This window comes from Brevibacterium limosum (assembly GCF_011617705.1).
Lineage (GTDB): Bacteria > Actinomycetota > Actinomycetes > Actinomycetales > Brevibacteriaceae > Brevibacterium > Brevibacterium limosum.
This window is the reverse complement of sequence record NZ_CP050154.1, coordinates 4,042,931-4,060,938: the sequence shown is the minus strand read 5'-3', so window position 1 is coordinate 4,060,938 and position 18,008 is coordinate 4,042,931. Positions and strand designations below refer to the sequence as shown.

15 protein-coding genes are annotated in these 18,008 nt (G+C 65.1%); 12 read left to right on the top strand and 3 right to left on the bottom strand.

The genetic code is table 11. The features are described 5' to 3' along the window. Positions 1-449 precede the first annotated feature (449 nt). The 7 genes from GUY37_RS18115 to GUY37_RS18085 all read left to right on the top strand — a co-directional run bounded on the left by GUY37_RS18115 (position 450) and on the right by GUY37_RS18085 (position 8,417). Positions 450-1,613, top strand: a complete 1,164-nt coding sequence (locus GUY37_RS18115) for a thiolase domain-containing protein (RefSeq protein WP_166828633.1) — start codon at positions 450-452, stop codon at positions 1,611-1,613. Continuing rightward, a complete protein-coding gene (locus GUY37_RS18110; RefSeq protein ID WP_166828630.1) occupies positions 1,613-3,328 on the top strand; it encodes an AMP-binding protein in 1,716 nt (571 codons plus the stop codon). The genes GUY37_RS18115 and GUY37_RS18110 overlap by 1 nt, the downstream gene beginning before the upstream one ends. Beyond that, entirely contained in the window at positions 3,325-4,230 is a 906-nt protein-coding gene (locus GUY37_RS18105; RefSeq protein WP_208094718.1) for an SDR family NAD(P)-dependent oxidoreductase, read from the top strand. Before GUY37_RS18110 ends, GUY37_RS18105 begins: the two co-directional genes overlap by 4 nt. A gap of 198 nt (positions 4,231-4,428) precedes the next feature. Continuing rightward, positions 4,429-5,469: a DctP family TRAP transporter solute-binding subunit gene (locus GUY37_RS18100; protein WP_228278247.1), complete on the top strand. Its 1,041-nt coding sequence runs from the start codon at positions 4,429-4,431 to the stop codon at positions 5,467-5,469. A 1-nt stretch (position 5,470) separates the two neighbouring features. Further along, positions 5,471-6,025 carry a TRAP transporter small permease gene (locus GUY37_RS18095; RefSeq protein WP_166828627.1) on the top strand — a complete coding sequence of 185 codons (555 nt, stop codon included), beginning with the start codon at positions 5,471-5,473 and terminating at the stop codon, positions 6,023-6,025. Next, on the top strand, positions 6,022-7,551 hold the full coding sequence (locus GUY37_RS18090; RefSeq protein ID WP_166828625.1) for a TRAP transporter large permease: 1,530 nt from the start codon (positions 6,022-6,024) through the stop codon (positions 7,549-7,551). Before GUY37_RS18095 ends, GUY37_RS18090 begins: the two co-directional genes overlap by 4 nt. Positions 7,552-7,649: 98 nt before the next feature. After that, complete coding sequence (locus tag GUY37_RS18085) at positions 7,650-8,417, top strand: SDR family NAD(P)-dependent oxidoreductase (protein WP_166828622.1); 768 nt, start codon at positions 7,650-7,652, stop codon at positions 8,415-8,417. A gap of 112 nt (positions 8,418-8,529) precedes the next feature. On the opposite strand, the gene GUY37_RS18080 is transcribed toward GUY37_RS18085, so the two are convergent. Together GUY37_RS18080 and GUY37_RS18075 are read right to left on the bottom strand one after the other, a co-directional pair. Further along, a complete protein-coding gene (locus tag GUY37_RS18080; protein ID WP_166828619.1) occupies positions 8,530-9,549 on the bottom strand; it encodes a PCC domain-containing protein in 1,020 nt (339 codons plus the stop codon). Between the two features lie 83 nt (positions 9,550-9,632). Continuing rightward, complete coding sequence (locus tag GUY37_RS18075) at positions 9,633-10,532, bottom strand: LysR family transcriptional regulator (protein WP_166828615.1); 900 nt, start codon at positions 10,530-10,532, stop codon at positions 9,633-9,635. Positions 10,533-10,670: 138 nt separating this feature from the next. On the opposite strand from GUY37_RS18075, the gene GUY37_RS18070 reads away from it, so the two are divergent. Together GUY37_RS18070 and GUY37_RS18065 are read left to right on the top strand one after the other, a co-directional pair. Then, a complete protein-coding gene (locus GUY37_RS18070; protein ID WP_166828612.1) occupies positions 10,671-12,134 on the top strand; it encodes a M20/M25/M40 family metallo-hydrolase in 1,464 nt (487 codons plus the stop codon). A 79-nt stretch (positions 12,135-12,213) separates the two neighbouring features. Further along, positions 12,214-13,509: an MFS transporter gene (locus GUY37_RS18065; protein ID WP_166828609.1), complete on the top strand. Its 1,296-nt coding sequence runs from the start codon at positions 12,214-12,216 to the stop codon at positions 13,507-13,509. A 213-nt stretch (positions 13,510-13,722) separates the two neighbouring features. Here the strand turns inward: GUY37_RS18065 and GUY37_RS18060 are convergent, their stop codons facing one another. Then, positions 13,723-14,418: a YoaK family protein gene (locus tag GUY37_RS18060; RefSeq protein WP_166828606.1), complete on the bottom strand. Its 696-nt coding sequence runs from the start codon at positions 14,416-14,418 to the stop codon at positions 13,723-13,725. Between the two features lie 262 nt (positions 14,419-14,680). Here GUY37_RS18060 and GUY37_RS18055 point away from each other — a divergent pair, with 262 nt between their 5' ends. The 3 genes from GUY37_RS18055 to GUY37_RS18045 are packed head-to-tail and all read left to right on the top strand — an operon-like array spanning position 14,681 to position 18,008. After that, the gene (locus GUY37_RS18055; RefSeq protein ID WP_228278246.1) at positions 14,681-16,141 is read left to right on the top strand and encodes an ABC transporter substrate-binding protein; all 1,461 of its coding nucleotides are present in this window, start codon (positions 14,681-14,683) and stop codon (positions 16,139-16,141) included. Beyond that, positions 16,141-17,097, top strand: a complete 957-nt coding sequence (locus GUY37_RS18050) for an ABC transporter permease (RefSeq protein ID WP_166828601.1) — start codon at positions 16,141-16,143, stop codon at positions 17,095-17,097. The genes GUY37_RS18055 and GUY37_RS18050 overlap by 1 nt, the downstream gene beginning before the upstream one ends. Beyond that, complete coding sequence (locus GUY37_RS18045) at positions 17,094-18,008, top strand: ABC transporter permease (RefSeq protein ID WP_166828598.1); 915 nt, start codon at positions 17,094-17,096, stop codon at positions 18,006-18,008. The genes GUY37_RS18050 and GUY37_RS18045 overlap by 4 nt, the downstream gene beginning before the upstream one ends.

Sequence of the window (18,008 nt, the reverse complement as noted above, 5' to 3'; positions counted from 1 at the left end):
GGACCTCAGGGCCTCCCGTCGGGACGCGCATCGCTGCAGCAACAGCTGCGTTTGAGGTCACTCCGCCGAGGCGAAACCGCTGATTCAGCGAAATCGCCTCGGCGGAGTGACCTCATTCAAAGAGGAGGGGCGTTTGCCGGAGCGGCTCGCTGGCTGTGGCTTGGGTGGTCACTCTGGTCACGTTCTTCGCGGGGTGGCCGTGACCATAACGACCACCTAACGAGGAAGCAATTCGGGGGACGGAGCGGCAGGTTCCGAGTCGCGGCTGCGAGTGGGAAATGGACGGCCAGCCATGACACCGATGTTCCATATGGTGGATTTTTGTTGACCGACTGTTGGGACCGGGAAAGTATGAGGGGACAGTGCTCGTGCAGAGCGCTCGCCTTGGACAAGGAGTTGCGAACACCGGTCCCAGGCACCCCGCGAGCCCGGTACCCGAAGGAGTGTCCATGTCCTCACCTGCAATCATCGGTTGGTCCCACGGCAAGTTCGGCCGGTCCGAATCACCGCTGCCCCAGATGATGGCCGACGTCGCCCGCGACGCCATCGCCGAGGCGGGACTGGAACCGGCCGACATCGACGTCATCCACGTCGGCGTCTTCAACAACGGACTCTCCCGCCAGGGCTTCGAAGCCGCGTTGCCGGGTACCGTGTTCCCCGAACTCGCCCGCACACCTGCCCACCGTCACGAGAACGCCTGCGCCACCGGCTCCGCTGCGATCTTCGCAGCCCACGACTCCATCGCCGCCGGCCGCCACAAGACTGCCCTGGTCATCGGCGCCGAGCGGATGACCCAGGCCTCTGGCCACGACGTCAACGAGGTCCTCCTCAGTGCCAGCTATCGGGAAGAGGAGGAGCACTTCAAGTCTTTCGCCGGAGTCTTCGGCGAGATCGCCCGCCAGTACTTCGACCGCTACGGCGACCACTCCGAAGCCCTCGCGAAGATCGCCGCGAAGAACCACGCCAACGGATCGCAGAACCCGCTCGCTCACATGCAGAAGGACCTCGGGTTCGAGTTCTGCAACACCGTGAGCGAGAAGAACCCGTACGTCGCCGAACCCCTGCGCCGCACCGACTGCTCCATGGTCTCCGACGGAGCCGTGGCACTGGTCCTGGCCGCCGAGGATGTCGCCGCCTCAGCCCCGCAGGCCGTGTCCTGGCGAGGCATGGGCAACGCCAACGACGTCCTGCCGCTGTCCCAGCGTGACCCCCTGGAGATGGCCGGTGCCCGCGCCGCCATGGAACAGGCGCTGAGAACCGCCGGCATCGGCATCGACGAGCTCGACTTCCTCGAGACCCACGACTGCTTCACGATCGCCGAACTCCTCGAATACGAAGCCTTCGGACTCGCCGCCCCCGGCCACGGCCACACCCTGCTCGACGACGGCGCCACCGAGGTCGGCGGCCGGCTGCCGGTCAACCCCTCCGGCGGTCTCAAAGCCAAAGGCCACCCCATCGGTGCCACCGGTGTGTCCATGCACGCCCTCGCCGCCGCACAGCTGACCGGCCGCTCACCCGGCATCCAGATCGAGGCCCCGGAACTCGCCGGCGTCTTCAACATGGGTGGTGCGGCCGTGTCGAACTTCGCCTCCGTCCTCGAGCGCGTCCGCTGATGCGCGCCATCTCCCAGACCTCCCCGGCGAAGGATTTCACGCCCACGCATCGGCGCGGGGTCAACGTCTCCCACTTCCTCACCCAGACCGCCCGGCGCCTGCCCGACCGGCTCGCCGTCGTCGACGACGATCACGGGCAGCGCTGGACCTGGGCCGAACTCGACGCCCGCGCCGAGGCGCTCGCCGCCGCCCTGCAGACCGGTGGCGTCGGCCGCCGCGACACCGTCCTCCTCGTCTCGGCCAACCACGCCGAGGTGGTCCAGTCCTTCTGGGGGATCCTGCGCTCCGGCGGCGTCATTGCCCCACCGAATGCGGCCCTGTCGACCGAGGAGCTGCTCGGCATCAGCACCGAGGTGGCCCCCGCCGCCGTCATCGCCGACCGTTCCCATTCGGACTTCGTCACGGCGCTCAAGGACACCGGCTTCACCGGCCCCGTCCTGTGGATCGGGGAGCTGCCCACCGGCACCGAGGCGGTCGATTCCACCGAGACGGCCGGAACCGCGGGAGCTCCCGTGATCCCCGTCGACTCGGCGGTCGAGGAGGATGACCCCTGCTGGTACTTCTTCACCTCCGGGTCGACCGGCCGACCCAAGGCCGCGACGTTCACGCACCGCCACCTCGGCGCGGTGCTGATGAACCACCGCTGCGACCTCTTCCCCAATGAGGATGAGACCGGGGCCTCCCTCGTGCTCGCGCCGCTGTCGCACGGTGCGGGCATCCACATGCTCGGGCAGGTCTTCGGCGGCACTCCGTCGATCATCCACCCTGGTGGCAAGCCCAGCGTGGAGTCCCTGTGGCCGTCCATCGACGCCTATGGCATCACCAACGCCTTCACCGTCCCGACGATTCTCAACCGCATCGCCGCCGGCTACCCGAACGGCCGGGGGCCCGAGGATCACACCCTTGAGCGCGTCATCTACGCCGGAGCCCCGATGCTCGCCGCCGACCAGGCCCGGGCCCTCGACCGACTCGGGCCCTGTCTCGTGCAGTACTTCGGGCTCGCCGAGGTGACCGGAGCGATCACGATCCTCCGCCCCGAGGATCACGGAGCCATCCCCGTCGATGACGCCGGGATCGGCACCTGCGGCCGCGCCCGAACCGGAGTCGAGATCGTCATCGTCGACGAAACCGGCACGCAGCTGCCCGCAGGCGTTCAGGGCGAAGTCTGCGTGGCCGGACCGACCGTGTGCGCCGGCTACCTCGGCCGCCCCGATGCAAACGCCGAATCCTTCGCCGGAGGTGTCTTCCACACCGGCGACGTCGGCTACCTCGACGACCGCGGATACCTGTTCCTCACCGGCCGGAAATCCGATATGTACATCTCCGGCGGTTCGAACGTCTACCCGCGCGAGATCGAAGAACTCCTGCTCACCGACACCGAGGTGGCCCAGGCCGTCGTCGTCGGCGTTCCCGACCCGCAGTGGGGCGAGATCGGCGTAGCCGTCATCGAACGCGCGGAGATCTCCGCCGGTGGCGATGCGGAGTTCGGCGCCGGCGGCGAAGAGAGCGACGGGGACGGGGGAGGCGCCGCGGGTGCGAGCACCATCGGTGACCTGACCGAGCGGCTGACCGCGCTGTGCAAGTCGGGGCTGGCGAAATACAAGGTGCCCAAGGAGATCCACGTCGTCAACACGATGCCGGTCACCGCCTACGGCAAACTCGCACGCAAGGAACTCAAGGCCGAATACTCCCAAGGACGGGGCAGCGCACGATGAACACGACAGTGACGGCAGCCGTGTCAGTGCCGGCGGGTAGGTTAGTCGGCACGACGATCATGGCCATCGGCTGCGGCACCCCGGACGGGGAGGTGAACAACGGCTTCGCCGCGGCGATCGGATTCCTGCGCGAAGGAGCGAAAGTCTGCATCGTCGACCGCGACCCGAAGGCGCTTGACGAAGCGACACGGGCCCTCGCCGAGGCGGCTGCCCAGACCGACTCGAACGGCGCGGTCACGATTGAGCGGGGCCGCCTCGGTGGGGTTGATCTCGACGCCCAGCTGACCACGGTCGTCGCCGATGTCGGCGACGAAGACTCGCTGGCTGCGGCATTCGCCCACTGCGCCGACCACCTCGGCGGACCGACCGTGCTCCATTACAACGTCGGCATCGTCGTCAACGGGGGAGTCGACACCCTCGACACCGACGGATTCCGCCGCACCCTCGACATCAACCTCACCGGGGCGTTCTCCGCGATCAAACATGCCCTGCCGCATATGCGCGCAGCCGGTCATGGGTCGATCATCACGGTGTCCTCGGTCGGCGGGATGCGCTACATGGGTTATGACTACCCGGCGTATGCGGCGTCGAAGGCCGGACTCATCGAACTGACGAAGGTCGTCGGCGCGCAGTACGCCTCCGAGGGAATCCGCGCGAACTCGATCGCTCCGGGCCTCATCGAGACCCCGCTCATCCACCGCTCGATCAGTGGCCATTATGACTCGATCGAGGACATGCTCGCGGCCCGTCACGCCCAGTCGCCGACGGGGAGGATGGGCCGTCCCGAGGACGTCGCGGACCTCGCGGTGTTCCTCGCCTCAAGCGAATCGGCCTACATCAACTCCACGCTCATACCCGTCGACGGGGGCCTGACCCACTATGCGGGGATGCCGAAGCGGTGACGGGATGGGCCGCCTCGGCGCCGGAGACCCCGACCGCGACGGTTGGGCACGTGAACGCCGAGGCGAGCACCGCCTCGGCGGGGGAGACCCCGACCGCCGCGGTCAGCGCACGTAATTGTGAACGACCGGGCTGCCTCGGCGAAGGTATGACCCCGCCGACCACGACACGACAGTGAAATAACGGAAACGAAGGAGGCAATGGTGCCGAGAACACGGACGACGAGGACCATGCTCGTCTGGTCCGCCGTACTGATGGTGTGCGCCCTGCTGCTGGCGGGGTGCGGAACGAACTTCGGCACCACCGACAACGGCAAGCAGCGCTACCGGTGGAAGATGACGGTGACCACGGGCTCGACGAGCACCTGGTACCTCGCGGCGGAGAAGTTCGCGAAGGACCTCGACGAGGAGACCGACGGACGGATCACCATGAAGGTCTTCGCCAACGAACGGCTGTCCGCGGGAGAGGCCACGGCCGGAGTCGAACAGCTCATGGACGGGGCGAAGGACTTCTCCTACAACTCGCCGATCATCTACGCCGGCGTCGACCCGCGCTTCGGCGCCGTCACCGCCCCCTTCGTCTTCGACTCCGTCGAGGACGGGCAGAAGGCGCTCGCCGGAGCCGGCGGAGACGTCTACGGCGACTACCTCGCCGAACGCGGAGTGCACCTGCTCGGGTTCGGCGAATCCGGGATGCGTCAGCTGACGAACACGCACCGGCCCATCCACACCCCCGATGACATGCGGGGCCTGAAGTTCCGCATCCCCGGCTTCGGCATGTACACCGACCTCTACCGGCAGATCGGCGCGAACCCGACGACGATGCCCTTCGGCGAGGTCTTCACCGCCCTGCAGCAGGGCGCGATCGACGGGCAGGAGAACCCGATCGACGTCATCTACTCCTCGAACCTGCAGGAGGTCCAGCCATACCTGACGCTGTGGAACTACTCCTACGACCCGCTCATCCTCGGCATCAACAAGGACCTCTATGACTCCCTGACTCCCGAGGACCAGAAGCTCGTGAGCCGTCTGGCCGGCGAGGCCAACGAATTCCAGATCCAGAAGAACCGCGACGGCGAAGAGAAGCTCATCGCCGAGCTCGAGGACTCCGGCATGGAGGTCAACGAACTCAGCGACGAGGAGAAGGACGCCTTCCGGGAGAAACTGGCACCGATCTACGACGAATACCGCAAGGTCTGGGGACCGGACATGGCCCAGGCGTTCATCCCGAAAGGACTGTGAGATGAGAGCCAGCAGATTCTTCGAGGACTGGGTCATCATCGCCTCGTTCATGATGATCGTGCTCGTCACCTTCGTCAACGTCCTCTCCCGCTACATCTTCAAGGCCTCGCTGGCCTTCTCCGAGGAGATCACCATCAACCTCCTCGTCGTGCTCACGATGATGGGAGCCGTCGTCGGGATCCGCCTCGGCGCGCATCTCGGCTTCACCTACCTTGTCGAGAACGCGAAGGGCCGGACCCGCCGCGTCCTGCTCATCACCGGCACCACTCTCATCGTTCTCTTCCTCGCAGTCCTCCTCATCTGGGGCGGCGAGATGACGATCGCGCAGGGCCTGCGCGGCCGAGCGACCCCGTCGCTGGGCATCCCGCAATGGCTGTTCACCCTTTCCATCCCCCTGGCCGGCCTGCTCGGAATCCTCCGCAGCATCCAAGCCCTGCGGACGGCTCTGCATGAGGACACCTCCGCCGAGGCGGTCATGGAGAGGCTCGCCAGCGAAGCCGCACCGACCATCGACGCCGACGAATTCTCGTCCGAAATCGAAGGAGGCCGCAAATGATCGCGCTACTGCTCTTCGGCAGCTTCTTCCTCTTCCTCGGCCTCGGGATCCCCGTCGCCTTCGCCCTCGGCCTGTCCGCCGTCGTCACACTGATCACCACCGACGGTGTGCAGGTCCTCGACGTGGTGCCATCGGTGATGTTCCCGTCGATGAGTTCGGGCACGCTGCTGGCGATCCCGTTCTTCATCCTCGCCGGCATCGTCATGCAGTACACCGGCATCTCGCAGCGACTCGTCGACCTCGCGTTCCTCATCTTCGGCCGGTTCAGCCACGGTCTGGCCGCGGTGACGATCATCTCCGCGTTCTTCTTCTCCGCGATCTCCGGATCCGGCCCGGCCACCGTGGCCGCGATCGGTGCGATCCTCATCCCCGCGCTCGTGCGCAACGGATATCAGAAGAAACACGCGGTCTCCCTCGTCGCGGCCTCCGGGTCGATGGGCATCGTCGTCCCGCCCTCGATCGCGTTCATCATCTTCGCCGTCGTCGCCGCCGAGTTCGGGTCGATCTCGATCTCCCGGCTCTTCATCGCCGGCATCGTGCCCGGCATCATCATGGCCGCAGCATTCTTCATCGCCGCCCTGTTCGTCCCGCGGGTGCGTGAGCTCGCTGGTCTGCCGGTGAAGGCCGGGCCCCGCGCCGAGGCGGCCGCAAGGTCCACGTCGACGGTGACGTCTGAGTCCGGTTCGGTCGGTGCTGGTTCCGCTGGGAACGGTTCCGTCGGGAACGGCGGTTCGGGTGACGGTGCGGCAGGGGGCAGGACTCAGCTGCTGACGACGAAGGGGAGGGCCGCCTCGGCGAGTTCCGGATCAGGCGTCGGATCTGTGGATCCGACGGTCACGGTCGACGTCGAGGGCGGGTTCGGCGAGGTCATGACCGCGCTGGTCAAGGCGATCCCCGGCCTGCTCATCCCGGTGATCATCCTCGGCGGGATCTATGGCGGCATCTTCACCCCCACCGAGGCGGGAGCCGTCGCATCCGTGTACGCGCTCATCGTCGGGGTGTTCGTCTACCGGGAGCTGACCTGGAAGGACATGCCGAAGGTGTTCCTCGAGTCCGGGGTCTCGACCGCGGTCATCATGTTCATCGTCGGCGTGGCCAGCCTCTTCTCCTACGTCATCACCGTCGAAGGGGTGGCCGATCGGATCTCGACGGCAGTGCTGAGCGTGACGGACAACAAGTACCTCATCCTCGCGGCGATCACGATCATCCTGCTCATCGTCGGCGCCTTCGTCGACGCGATCAGCGCGTTCTACCTGTTCATCCCGATCCTCGTGCCGATCCTCATCGGCGTGGGCGTGGACATGACGACGATCGGCGTGTTCATGACCGTCAACCTCGCGATCGGACTGTTCACCCCGCCGGTCGGCCTCAACCTCTACGTCGGTGCGGGCATCGGGAAGATCAGACTCGAGGAGGTCGTGCGCGGAGTCGTGCCGTTCCTCATCTGCGCGATCATCGCCCTGCTGCTCATCACCTACATCCCGGCGATCTCGAACTGGCTGCCCGACCTGCTCGGGGTCGGGTAGTCGGGGCCGTTGTCGCGGCATCGGCGCCTTTGCCGGTGCCGGGTGAGTTCGACCTGCCGCCGGACGGCGCTTCACTCAATCTTTCGTCAAGGAGAAACATGGAACCGTATCTGCTCACGAACAAGACCGCGCTGGTCACCGGTGCCGCGCAGGGCATCGGTCTGGCCATCGCATCGGCACTGGCCAGGCGGGGCGCCTCGGTCGGGATCGTCGACCTCAAGGGCGCCGAGGAGGCGGCCGCCGGTCTGGCCTCGGAGTACCCGGATCAGCGGTTCGCCGCGTTCTCACTCGACGTCCGCGATGCCGAGGAAGTGACGGCTGCGGTCGGATCGTTCGTCTCGACGTTCGGGGGACTCGACATCCTCGTCAACAATGCGGGCACGGCCGCGCGCATCGGCATCGACGAGATCACCGCCGAGCAGTGGCAGCGTGACATCGAGACCAACCTCGGCGGGACGTTCAACTTCATCAAGGCCGCCGTCCACCCGCACATGTCTGATGCAGGCACCGGTTCGATCATCAACATCTCCTCGATCTCGGGCATCAACGGCGGAGCGGTCTCCGACGGGGAGGCCGGAGCCCGGTCGGGACCGGCCTATGCGGCGAGCAAGGGCGGGATCATCGCACTGACGAAGTGGGTGGCCAAGGAGTACGGACGGCAAGGCATCCGCTGCAATTCGGTGGCGCCGGGGCCGGTCGAATCCGCGCTCACCGTCGGACAGACCTACGACACCTCAGGTCAGGCGCTCGATCGGATGGGACGGCCGGATGAGATCGCCGAGGCGGTCGCCTACCTCGCCACCGACGGTGCCGCGTTCACGACGGGACAGATCCTCCGGGTCGACGGCGGGGCCGTGATGTCGTGAGCGATGTCTGAGCTTCTGCGGAGACGCTCCGGTGCCGACTGCGCCGGGGCGTCTGTATGCGCGGGTCAGCGGGTGCGTCTCAGATCGTGCGGCGGATGAAGAGGTGAGGCGTCTATGCCGTGCGGCGGACGAAGAGCTCGAAGGTCACTGCCACGGGGTTGGCCCCGGGTTCGAGAACCCCGGAGCGGACCTCTCCGGCGACGTCGACGACCTCGCCGGAGAGGCTGATCTGCGGGTGCGGGTTCTGTGGTCCGGCTGAGGAGGCTCCATCTGCGGTCGCTCCGGTCACGGTTCCGCTCAGGTAAGTGAATTCGACGGCCGGCCACGGGGCACTGCCGTTCACGAAAACGGCTCCGGTCGTACTGCCGAGACTCGCGACCACCTCGGCGGAGTCGAATCCGGCGGTCCGGCAGACGGCGAGCACCGCCTCGTCGAGGATCTCACCGGGACGGACGCGGGAGACGACGGCATCGAGTGAGGGCGGCGAGGGCACCGCGCCCGTCGTGGACTGCGGAGGCTCCTCATCGGATGGAAATCGTCCATGCTCGGCCGGGTCTGACGGGAATGTGCGGGCGGGAGCTGGGGCGAAGGCCGAGAATCCTGTCTCGGGATCGACCTCGCTGATCAGCCGGGCATCGGACAGAGCGAAGAGCCGAATCCTCAGCCCGGCCGGCCCTGCCGAAGTGCCCGGCAGCAGGTGGCCGCCCTTGGTTTCGCCGTCGGCACCGGTCCACGAGCCGTGGATGTGGCAGAACGGTGTGCCTTCGCGGAAGCCGATCGTCGCAGATGCGTGGCGCAGCTGAGTGGGGTCGTCGACGCTGAACGCCTCGGTGAACGACATCGGGTGCTCGGCGTCGGGACCGTAAGCCGGGTGGACATAGTCGATGCGGCCGAACTGCCCGGAGACGAATTCGCCCATGATGCCGGGAACAGCGAAGTCGGTCAGACACTGCTCGAGAGCGGCGAACAGGTCCGCGCCCTCCGAGAGTTCGACGAGGTGCTCGGAGCTGCGGGTCGGGACGGAGACGATGCGGGGAGCCTGTCGCGGACCCGCGTGGACGACCGCAGTTCCCGGTGCCTTGAGTGGGAAGGTCGGCTGCGTCAGTGCTGTCGTCTCGGCTCCATTGCTCATGTCTCGATTATCGTTGGAGGCCGGCGTCGTTGTCGCCGAAGATCCAAGTGGTGGAACGTGAGGTTTGAAAACCTCGCTAGGAATCAGAGGCTGTTCTGCAGAGCCTCCACTACGAGGTCGAGGCCGTGGGATTCGCGTCGAGGGTCGGCTTCGAGCACTTGAATATACCGTGATTCGATATCCGGATCGATGATCGGAATCGCTTTGCAGCCGACCGCATTGAGGTTCGTCGGAATGGTCCGACCGGCCATCATGGCGATCATCGACGTTCCTGTCAGCGAGCGCACCATGAGAACTGGACACGTTGCCTCGAGCGAAGGGGAGAAGACCTGCCCCTGGGCCCGAACCGCCTGTTCGATGCGCATCCTCGCTGTGTTTCCCGCCGGCAGAGTGCCGACAGGATAGTCGATCATGTCTCTGATGAAGAGACTGGAACGCCCTGCCAGCGGGTGCTGTTCGTCGAGGATCGCGAAGTTCGCCGCCTCGACTTCGGCGACTCTGCGCACTCCGGGCAGAGTGCCGAATTCCTGGCTGGAGACCGAGAAGTTCACGCAGAGATCGGCCTGCCGATTCCGCAGCACCTGCAGAGCCTCGACAGAGCCGCGGTCGATGATGCTGATCTGGACTCTGTCGGTCGTGCGCATCAGGCGGTTGACGGCATCGGCGACGACGGTCTGGCCCAAACCGGTGCTTGTCACGATCGAGACCGTTTCGACCGCGCCCGAGTACTCACCGAAGGAGTCGGCCAGCAGCTCCGATTCGGCGATCGTCCGGCGTGCGAAATCAGCGACGGCAAGGCACTGAGGCGTGGGAGAGACTCCCGAGCTCGACCGTTCGAAGAGCTGTGTGCCGTAATGCTCCTCCATACTTCTGATCTGCCGACTGGCCGTGGAATGGGAGATGTAAATCGACCGTGCCGCAAGATGGATCGACCCGTATTCGACGACGGCGAGCAAGGTCTTGAGACTGCGCAGATCGGTCATCGTGGTCGTCCTTCGGTTGGGGGCGATTCCAGGCTACGTCGGTGGTGCACCGAACGCACCACCTCGGTGCAGGAAATGCACCCGGGAGTGGACGGATCCGGGTGTTGCTGAGTCTTCGCCTGGGCGAAGCTGGCAGGCATGAGCGAAGACAACACCGGCCGCAGGGTTGCGGCAGATTCCACAGAGATCCGTGCCGACCTGGCCCGAAGCACGGGCGAATTCGTCCGCAGCGTGCCCTTCATCGACGGGCTCTCCAGGCGGGTCGCGCGACGCACCGAAAGCCAGGCCCCCGGGGGCGGGTCGGCAGCCCGAGCCTACCTCAGCGAAGAGATCGTTCCGGAACTCGATGAACTCGGTTTCGAATCGACTATCCACGACAACCCGGAATCCGACGAACACCCTCTGCTCATCGCCAAGCGCGTCGAGGACCCGGACCTGCCGACGGTGCTGCTCTACGGTCACGGTGATGTGCAGTTCGCGCACGACGCGCAGTGGGCCGAAGGCCTCGACCCCTGGGTGCTCACCCGTGACGGAGATCGCCTGTACGGTCGCGGCACCGCCGACAACAAGGGACAGCACAGCGTGAACACCGTGGCATTGCGAACCGTGCTCGAGGGACTCGGTTCCAAGGGACGCGCCGCCGAGGCGAGTCTCGGATACAACGTCACGATCCTCATGGAAACTGCCGAGGAAGCCGGGTCCAAGGGGCTGCGAACCTTCGCAGCCGCACGTGCCGATGACCTCGCAGCCGATCTCTTCCTCGCCTCCGATGGTCCGCGGATCGCCGCCGAGGTGCCGACGCTTTTCCTCGGCTCCCGCGGGGCTCTGAACTTCCGACTCATCGCCCATGAGCGCGACGGCAACCACCATTCGGGAAACTGGGGCGGTCGCCTGCGCAATCCGGCCACGGTCATCGCCGCTGCCATCAACGCTCTGGTCGACGGCAACGGAGTCATCCGGATTCCCGCCCTGCGCCCGGACGACCCTCCCGCCTCGGTGCTCGACGCGGTGGCGAAGCTGCCCGACGTCGTCGAAGACGGAGCCCCTGAGACCGACCCGGACTGGGGTGAGCCCGGGCTCAGCCCTGCCGAACGGGTCTTCGCGTTCAATGTGCTCGAGGTCCTCGCCCTCGATGCGGGCGATCCGGCTCAGGTCGTCAACGCGATCCCCGGCGCCGCCTCGGCGAGCATGCAGCTGCGATACGTCGTCGGCACGGATGTCAGCGATTTCGAGAACCGGGTCCGGACCTTCCTTGAGGAACAAGGGATCCATGGGGTCGCGGTCGAGCTCGAACACTGCATGCCGGCCACGCGCCTGGACCCGGGAGCACGGGTCGTCACGGCGGCGGTGGACTCGATCCGCGAGACGACCGGACTCGAGGTCGCCGTCGAGCCGAACCTCGGGGGGACGATCCCGAACGATGTCTTCGCCGAGGTGCTCGGGCTGCCGACCGTCTGGGTGCCGCATTCCTACCCGGGCTGCAACCAGCATGCACCCGATGAACATGCACTGGTATCGATCCTCGAGCAGGGAGCGGAGATCATGACGGGAATGTTCTGGGATATGCGGATGAGTCCGGGCGACTGGTTCACCTCGAAATGATCCCACCGACTGTCCGGAACACCGTGACGCCGAAGAACAACTCGTCCCAACATCACACTGCAGGCGAAGGAGCCCAGACATGACAGAACAGCTGTCCGCGCAGAATGCTGCTGAGAACAAGCCGGTGAAATCGTGGAAGGTCATCACCGCGGCCTCGGTCGGCAACGCCCTCGAGTGGTACGACATCTCGGTCTATGCGTACTTCTCCGTCTACATTTCGGTGGCGTTCTTCCCCTCCGAGAGTCATGCGGTCTCGGTGATGCTCGCCTTGGGAACTTTCGCTCTGTCGTTCTTCATCCGTCCGGTCGGAGCGATCGTGCTCGGCAGCTTCGCCGACCGTCGGGGACGCAAACCGGCCCTGACGCTGACGATCTGGCTGATGTTCGCAGGCACTCTGATGATCGTGCTCATGCCTCCGGCGCACGTCATCGGATTGGCCGCACCGCTGCTGATCCTGCTGGCCAGGCTCATCCAGGGCTTTGCCGCCGGAGGAGAATTCGGTTCGGCGACCTCGCTCATGGTCGAGCACCTGCCTGATCGTCGGGGATTCGCCGCCAGCTGGCAGTTCACTTCGCAGGCGATGTCGACGATCCTCGCCTCCGTCATCGGCGTGGCCGTGACGACGACGCTGACTCAAGATCAGCTCGAGACGTGGGGCTTCCGCCTGCCGTTCATCGTGGGCCTCCTCGTCGGACCGGTCGGGCTCTACATTCGACGGCATGTCCCCGAATCTCCTGAGTTCGCCGCTTCGCAGGCTGAGAAGCCGAAGGAAGCGGCAGCCATCGGCGGAGTGCTGCGCCATCACAAATTGGCCGTGGTGCTGGCGATCGGTGCGATCGCGGTCTCGACCTGCCTCAACTACTTCATCACGTACGTGCCGACTTACGCCGTGGACAACCTGGGGATGACGAGTTCGGCAGGATTCTGGGCGACTCTCGTCTCCGGACTCGTGCTGCTGTTGTGCACTCCGGTCGCCGGCTATTTCTGCGACAAGGTCGGACGGCTGACCTTCATGATTCCCGCGGCGGTCGCCGTCATGGTGCTCACCTGGGTGCTCTTCACCTGGGTCGTCGCTGCCAACGCGCTGACGGTGCTCATCGTCGTGGTCGTCATCTTCTCACTCTTGAAGGCCGCCTACTACGGGCCTCTGGCCAGCGTCATGGGCGACATCTTCCCGACTGAGGTGCGCGGGACGGGGCTGTCCCTGGGCTACAACGTCGGCGTCGCAATCTTCGGAGGACTGACTCCGCTGGTGGCCGCCTGGCTCATCGGCATCACCGGTGATGCGAAGGCCCCGGCCTACTGGGTGCTGCTCGCCGGGGCGCTGAGCGTGACGGCGATCCTCGTGGTGTGGAAGAAGCTCGGGGTGCGCTGAGATCCGCGCGGAGAGTCCCAGACTTCGCCCGCCGATCACGACGGCGATGCGGGTCCTGAGTCACAGCGCGTGTGTGGTCATCCGACCGAGGCGAGATGGCCGATCTCTCGGATTTGCCTCGGTCGAGTGACCACATTCCTAGGGCAAGACGGGGCGGGCGACGGCAGATCCGGTGCGAACGGGGCGCAGGTTGGGTCGATCCTCGCTGCGTGGTCACGCGTTGACGGACTGGTCGGCCGCCTCGGCGCGGGTCCGCTTCTTCTCACCGAGGTGGCCGATCACGGCTGCGGCGGCGATCATCACAGCGACGACGGCGATGCCGATCCACTGATTGAGCATGAGGGTCGCGGCTCCGGCCAGCGCGCCGATGAGGATGAGGACGACGGCGAGCAGGCGGCGGACCCAGCGGATGCTGTCGCCGCCGGCCAATCGGGAGTCCGAGGCCAGCCCGACGATCGTCGACGTCACGACCACAGTGGTGACGTCGGCGATCTTCATCTTCCGTGCGGCGGCCGCCTGGGCGCCCATGAGGGCCGAGAGCGCGGAGGTGAAGATCGTGCCGGCGAGGCCGATCTCCGGGTCGGGCACGAGTGCCACGTAAAGGGACAATGCGGCACAGCCGACGGCCACGATGGCGAAGATCAGGGTCGTCCGCCTATGCCAGGCCTCACCGATGTCGCCGAGGATGCGACCGGACAGTGCGGCGCCGACCATGAAGAACACGAGCGCCAGGGCGGGGCGAAGGACGGGGACGCCGTCGGCACCGGCGAGACCCATGCCGAGGATGACGACGTTGCCGGTCATATTGCCGGTGAAGACCTTGTCGAAGCCGTGATAGCCGATGGCGTCGACCATGCCGGTCGAGAAGGTCAGCAACAGCAGCATGGCCAGGTCGAGGCGACGAGTCATGGAGGTATCCCCTCGTTCAGAAAATCCACAGCACTTGTATACAAAACTTTAAACAGCGTATAGATTGTATGCAAATATTCCTGATTGATCTGTTGCCCTCATGGGAGTGCGTGTGAAAATACGGATGGTTGCAGCGCTTGCCGGTGCCGTTCTTCTGGTCGGATGCGTTCCGGTCCAACCATTGGAAGATCCGCCCGACCGCACCGACGTGAAGTCTGTCGGCGCGGAGTCGGGAGATTTCAGGGAGGGAGGTGACCTCGTCATGGCTCTCTCCTCGGAGCCGGATCGTCTCGACCCGACGACCTCTTCGTCGCTCTACACCCGCTACGTCATGCAGACGATGTGCCAGAAGCTCTACGACATCGACGAGAACGGCGAGATCACCCCTATGCTCGCGACCGAGCTCCCGGCGATCTCCAAGGACGGCAAGACTGTGCGGATTCCGCTTAAGGACGGTGTGAAGTTCGCCGACGGCACTGACTTCGACGCCGAGGCGGTCAAAACGACCATCGAACGCGGACTCAATCTCGAAGAGTCTTCTCGAGCTGCCGAGCTCGGACCAATCGACGATGTCACCGTACTGGGCGACCACACTCTCGAAGTCACCTTCGAGAAACCCTTCGCTCCTTTCACCGCAGCGCTGGCCGATCGCGCCGGAATGATCATGTCGCCGAAAGCCCTGGAGAACGAGGGCGACGACTTCGGTGACAACCCCGTGTGCGTGGGCCCCTTCAAGTTCGAGAAGCGCATCGCCCAGACTTCGATCAAGGTGGTCAAAGACCCCAACTACTACGAAGCAGACAAGATCCACCTCGACTCGATCACCTATCAGATCATGACGGACGCCAATATCCGTGCCGCGAACATTCGGTCGGGAGACGTTCAGGTCGCCGACACGATCTCTCCACAGGATGTCGATGCCCTCGACGAGGAGACTGGTATCGGCCTCCTGCAGTCGAATTCGCTCGGCTACCAAGGACTCACGGTCAACTTGGGCTTCGGAGACAACCCCGAGAACTTCAAGACACCGTTGGGGCAGGACCCTGAGGTACGTCGAGCATTGTCGATGGCCATTGATCGCAAGGCCCTGGTCAACACCGTCTTCAACGGATGGTTCTCACCGGCCTGTTCCGGTATCGCCCCCGACAGCCCCTTCGCAACGGATGCGAGCAACGACTGCGTCGACTACGATCCCGAAGGAGCGAAAAAGCTCCTCGAGGATGCCGGGGTCGAGCTGCCGCTGAAGGTCAACATGAAGGTCTCGAACACCCAGGACACCCTTCGTTTCGCCCAGGCGGTACAGGCGGCGACCAAGGAAGCCGGCTTCGACATCAAAGTGCAGCCGATGGAGTACACCGCCCTCCTCGATGCTCAGGACCGCGGTGACTACGAACTGCTTCAACTCGGCTGGTCGGGCCGCGTCGACCCGCACGGCAACCTCTACACCTTCCACTACCCGGGGGCCGCCAACAACGTCACCGGGGTCGACGATGACGAACTCAGCGACCTGCTCACCCAGGCCAGTGAAGTCACCGACGAAGGCGAACGCGCCGAACTCTATGGCCAGGCTTCCGAGCGGATAGGTGAGATCAACTCGATCATCTATCTCTATCGCCAGAAGAACCTCACCGCCTACACCGAGAATGTCGCGGGAATCGACGTCTACTCCGACGGTGTCGTGCATCTCTCGGAAGCAGGCTTCCTCAAGAACGGAGGTCAGTGATGACCCGGTTCGTGCTCACCAAGATCTTTCACGCGATCATCACCTTCGTTCTCTCGGGAATCGTCATCTTCTTCGGCGTGCGTCTCCTTCCCGGCGATCCCGCTCTGGCCATGGCCGGCGAAGAGGCGACCCCCGAACGGCTCGATGCGATCCGTGCCGACCTCGGACTCGACCAGCCGCTCCTCGTTCAGTTCCTCAAGTTCCTAGGCTCGATCGTCACCGGCGACCTCGGCGATTCCACCCGTACGGGGCTCCCGGTCACCTCGATGATCGCGACCACACTGCCGGTGACTCTATGGCTGGCCCTCTACGCCATCGTCGTCGCTACGGTCGTCGGCATCGCGCTGGGCATGCTCGCCGAACGCTATCGCGGGAAGTGGCCGGAGATCGGGAGCAACTTCATCGCGCTGCTGGGACTCTCTGTGCCGAACTTCTGGCTCGGTCTCTTAGCGATCCTCGCCCTGGCGGTGAGCCTGGGCTGGTTCCCCGCCTCGGGCTATGTCGATGTGCTCTCCGATCCGATTCGCGGGATCTACTACCTCACCCTGCCGGCGGTGATCCTCGGTACCAGTCTTGCCGCGGTGATCACCCGGCAGACGAGAGCCTCGATGATCGAGACCATGGGGACCGACTATGTGCGGATGGCCAGAGCCAAAGGACTCTCGCGACCGAGGGTGCTCTTCCGCTACGGCTTGCGCAATTCGCTCATCGTCCTCGTCACCATCGTCGGCCTCCAATTGGGCGGGCTGATCTCCGGCGCGGTCGTCACAGAGCGGATCTTCGCTCTGCCGGGCATCGGCAAACTCACCCTCGATGCGGTCTTCTCCCGCGACTACCCGGTCATCCAGGCTGTCGTCCTCGTCATCACCGCTTCCTACATTCTCATCAATCTGGCCGTCGACATCCTCTACTCGGTCATCAACCCCCAGATCCGCGTCAGCGAGGATGCCTCATGAGCACACCCATCGTCACCAATACGGACAAGAACACCCAAGGACTCGCCCCCGAGTTCCACGCTTCGAGCAATCGGGCACTGTGGCTCCTGCGGTCGATCCTGTCGACCCCGTTGGGCATCATCGGCTCGGTCATGGTCGTCATCGTCCTCCTCATCGGGCTCTTCGCTCCGCTCATCGCCCCCTACGGATTCGCCCAGACCAATTTCGAGGTCCCGTTCCAGGTTCCGGGGACCATCGGCTATGCATTCGGCACAGACGACCTGGGCCGTGACATCCTCTCGCGACTCGCCTTCGGTGTCCGGGCCTCCCTCCAGGTGGGGCTGCTGGCGGTGGCACTCGCGGTCGTCGTCGGCACACCTCTTGGCCTGCTGGCCGGCTATTTCCGCGGACTCGACTCTGTCATCTCACGGCTGACAGATGTGACTCTGGCGTTCCCGTTCCTCATCATCGCAGTCGGTCTGGCAGCAATTTCAGGACCCAGCCTGAGCAATGCCGCGATCGCCTTGGGCATCTCGCAGGTGCCCACGATGATCCGCGTTGTCAGGGGCGAGACGATGCGGCTGAAATCCGCGGACTTCGTCAAGGCCGCAATCGCGACCGACGCCTCGAAGACTCGTCTCCTGGGCATGCACATCCTGCCCAATGCCGCCTCGGCGATCATCGTCCAGGCGACGGTGATCCTGCCGACCGCAGTGATCGGAGAATCCATGCTCTCCTTCCTCGGACTCGGTATCCAGCCGCCCTCTCCGAGTCTCGGAATCATGCTCTCCGACGCGCAGCAGTACATCTTCCGCGCGCCCTCGACTGCGCTGTTTCCCGGTCTGGCCATCCTGTTCATCTGCCTGGCCTTCAACCTCTTCGGCGACGCTCTGCGCGACGCCCTCGATCCGAACTCCAAGAAAGGACACTGA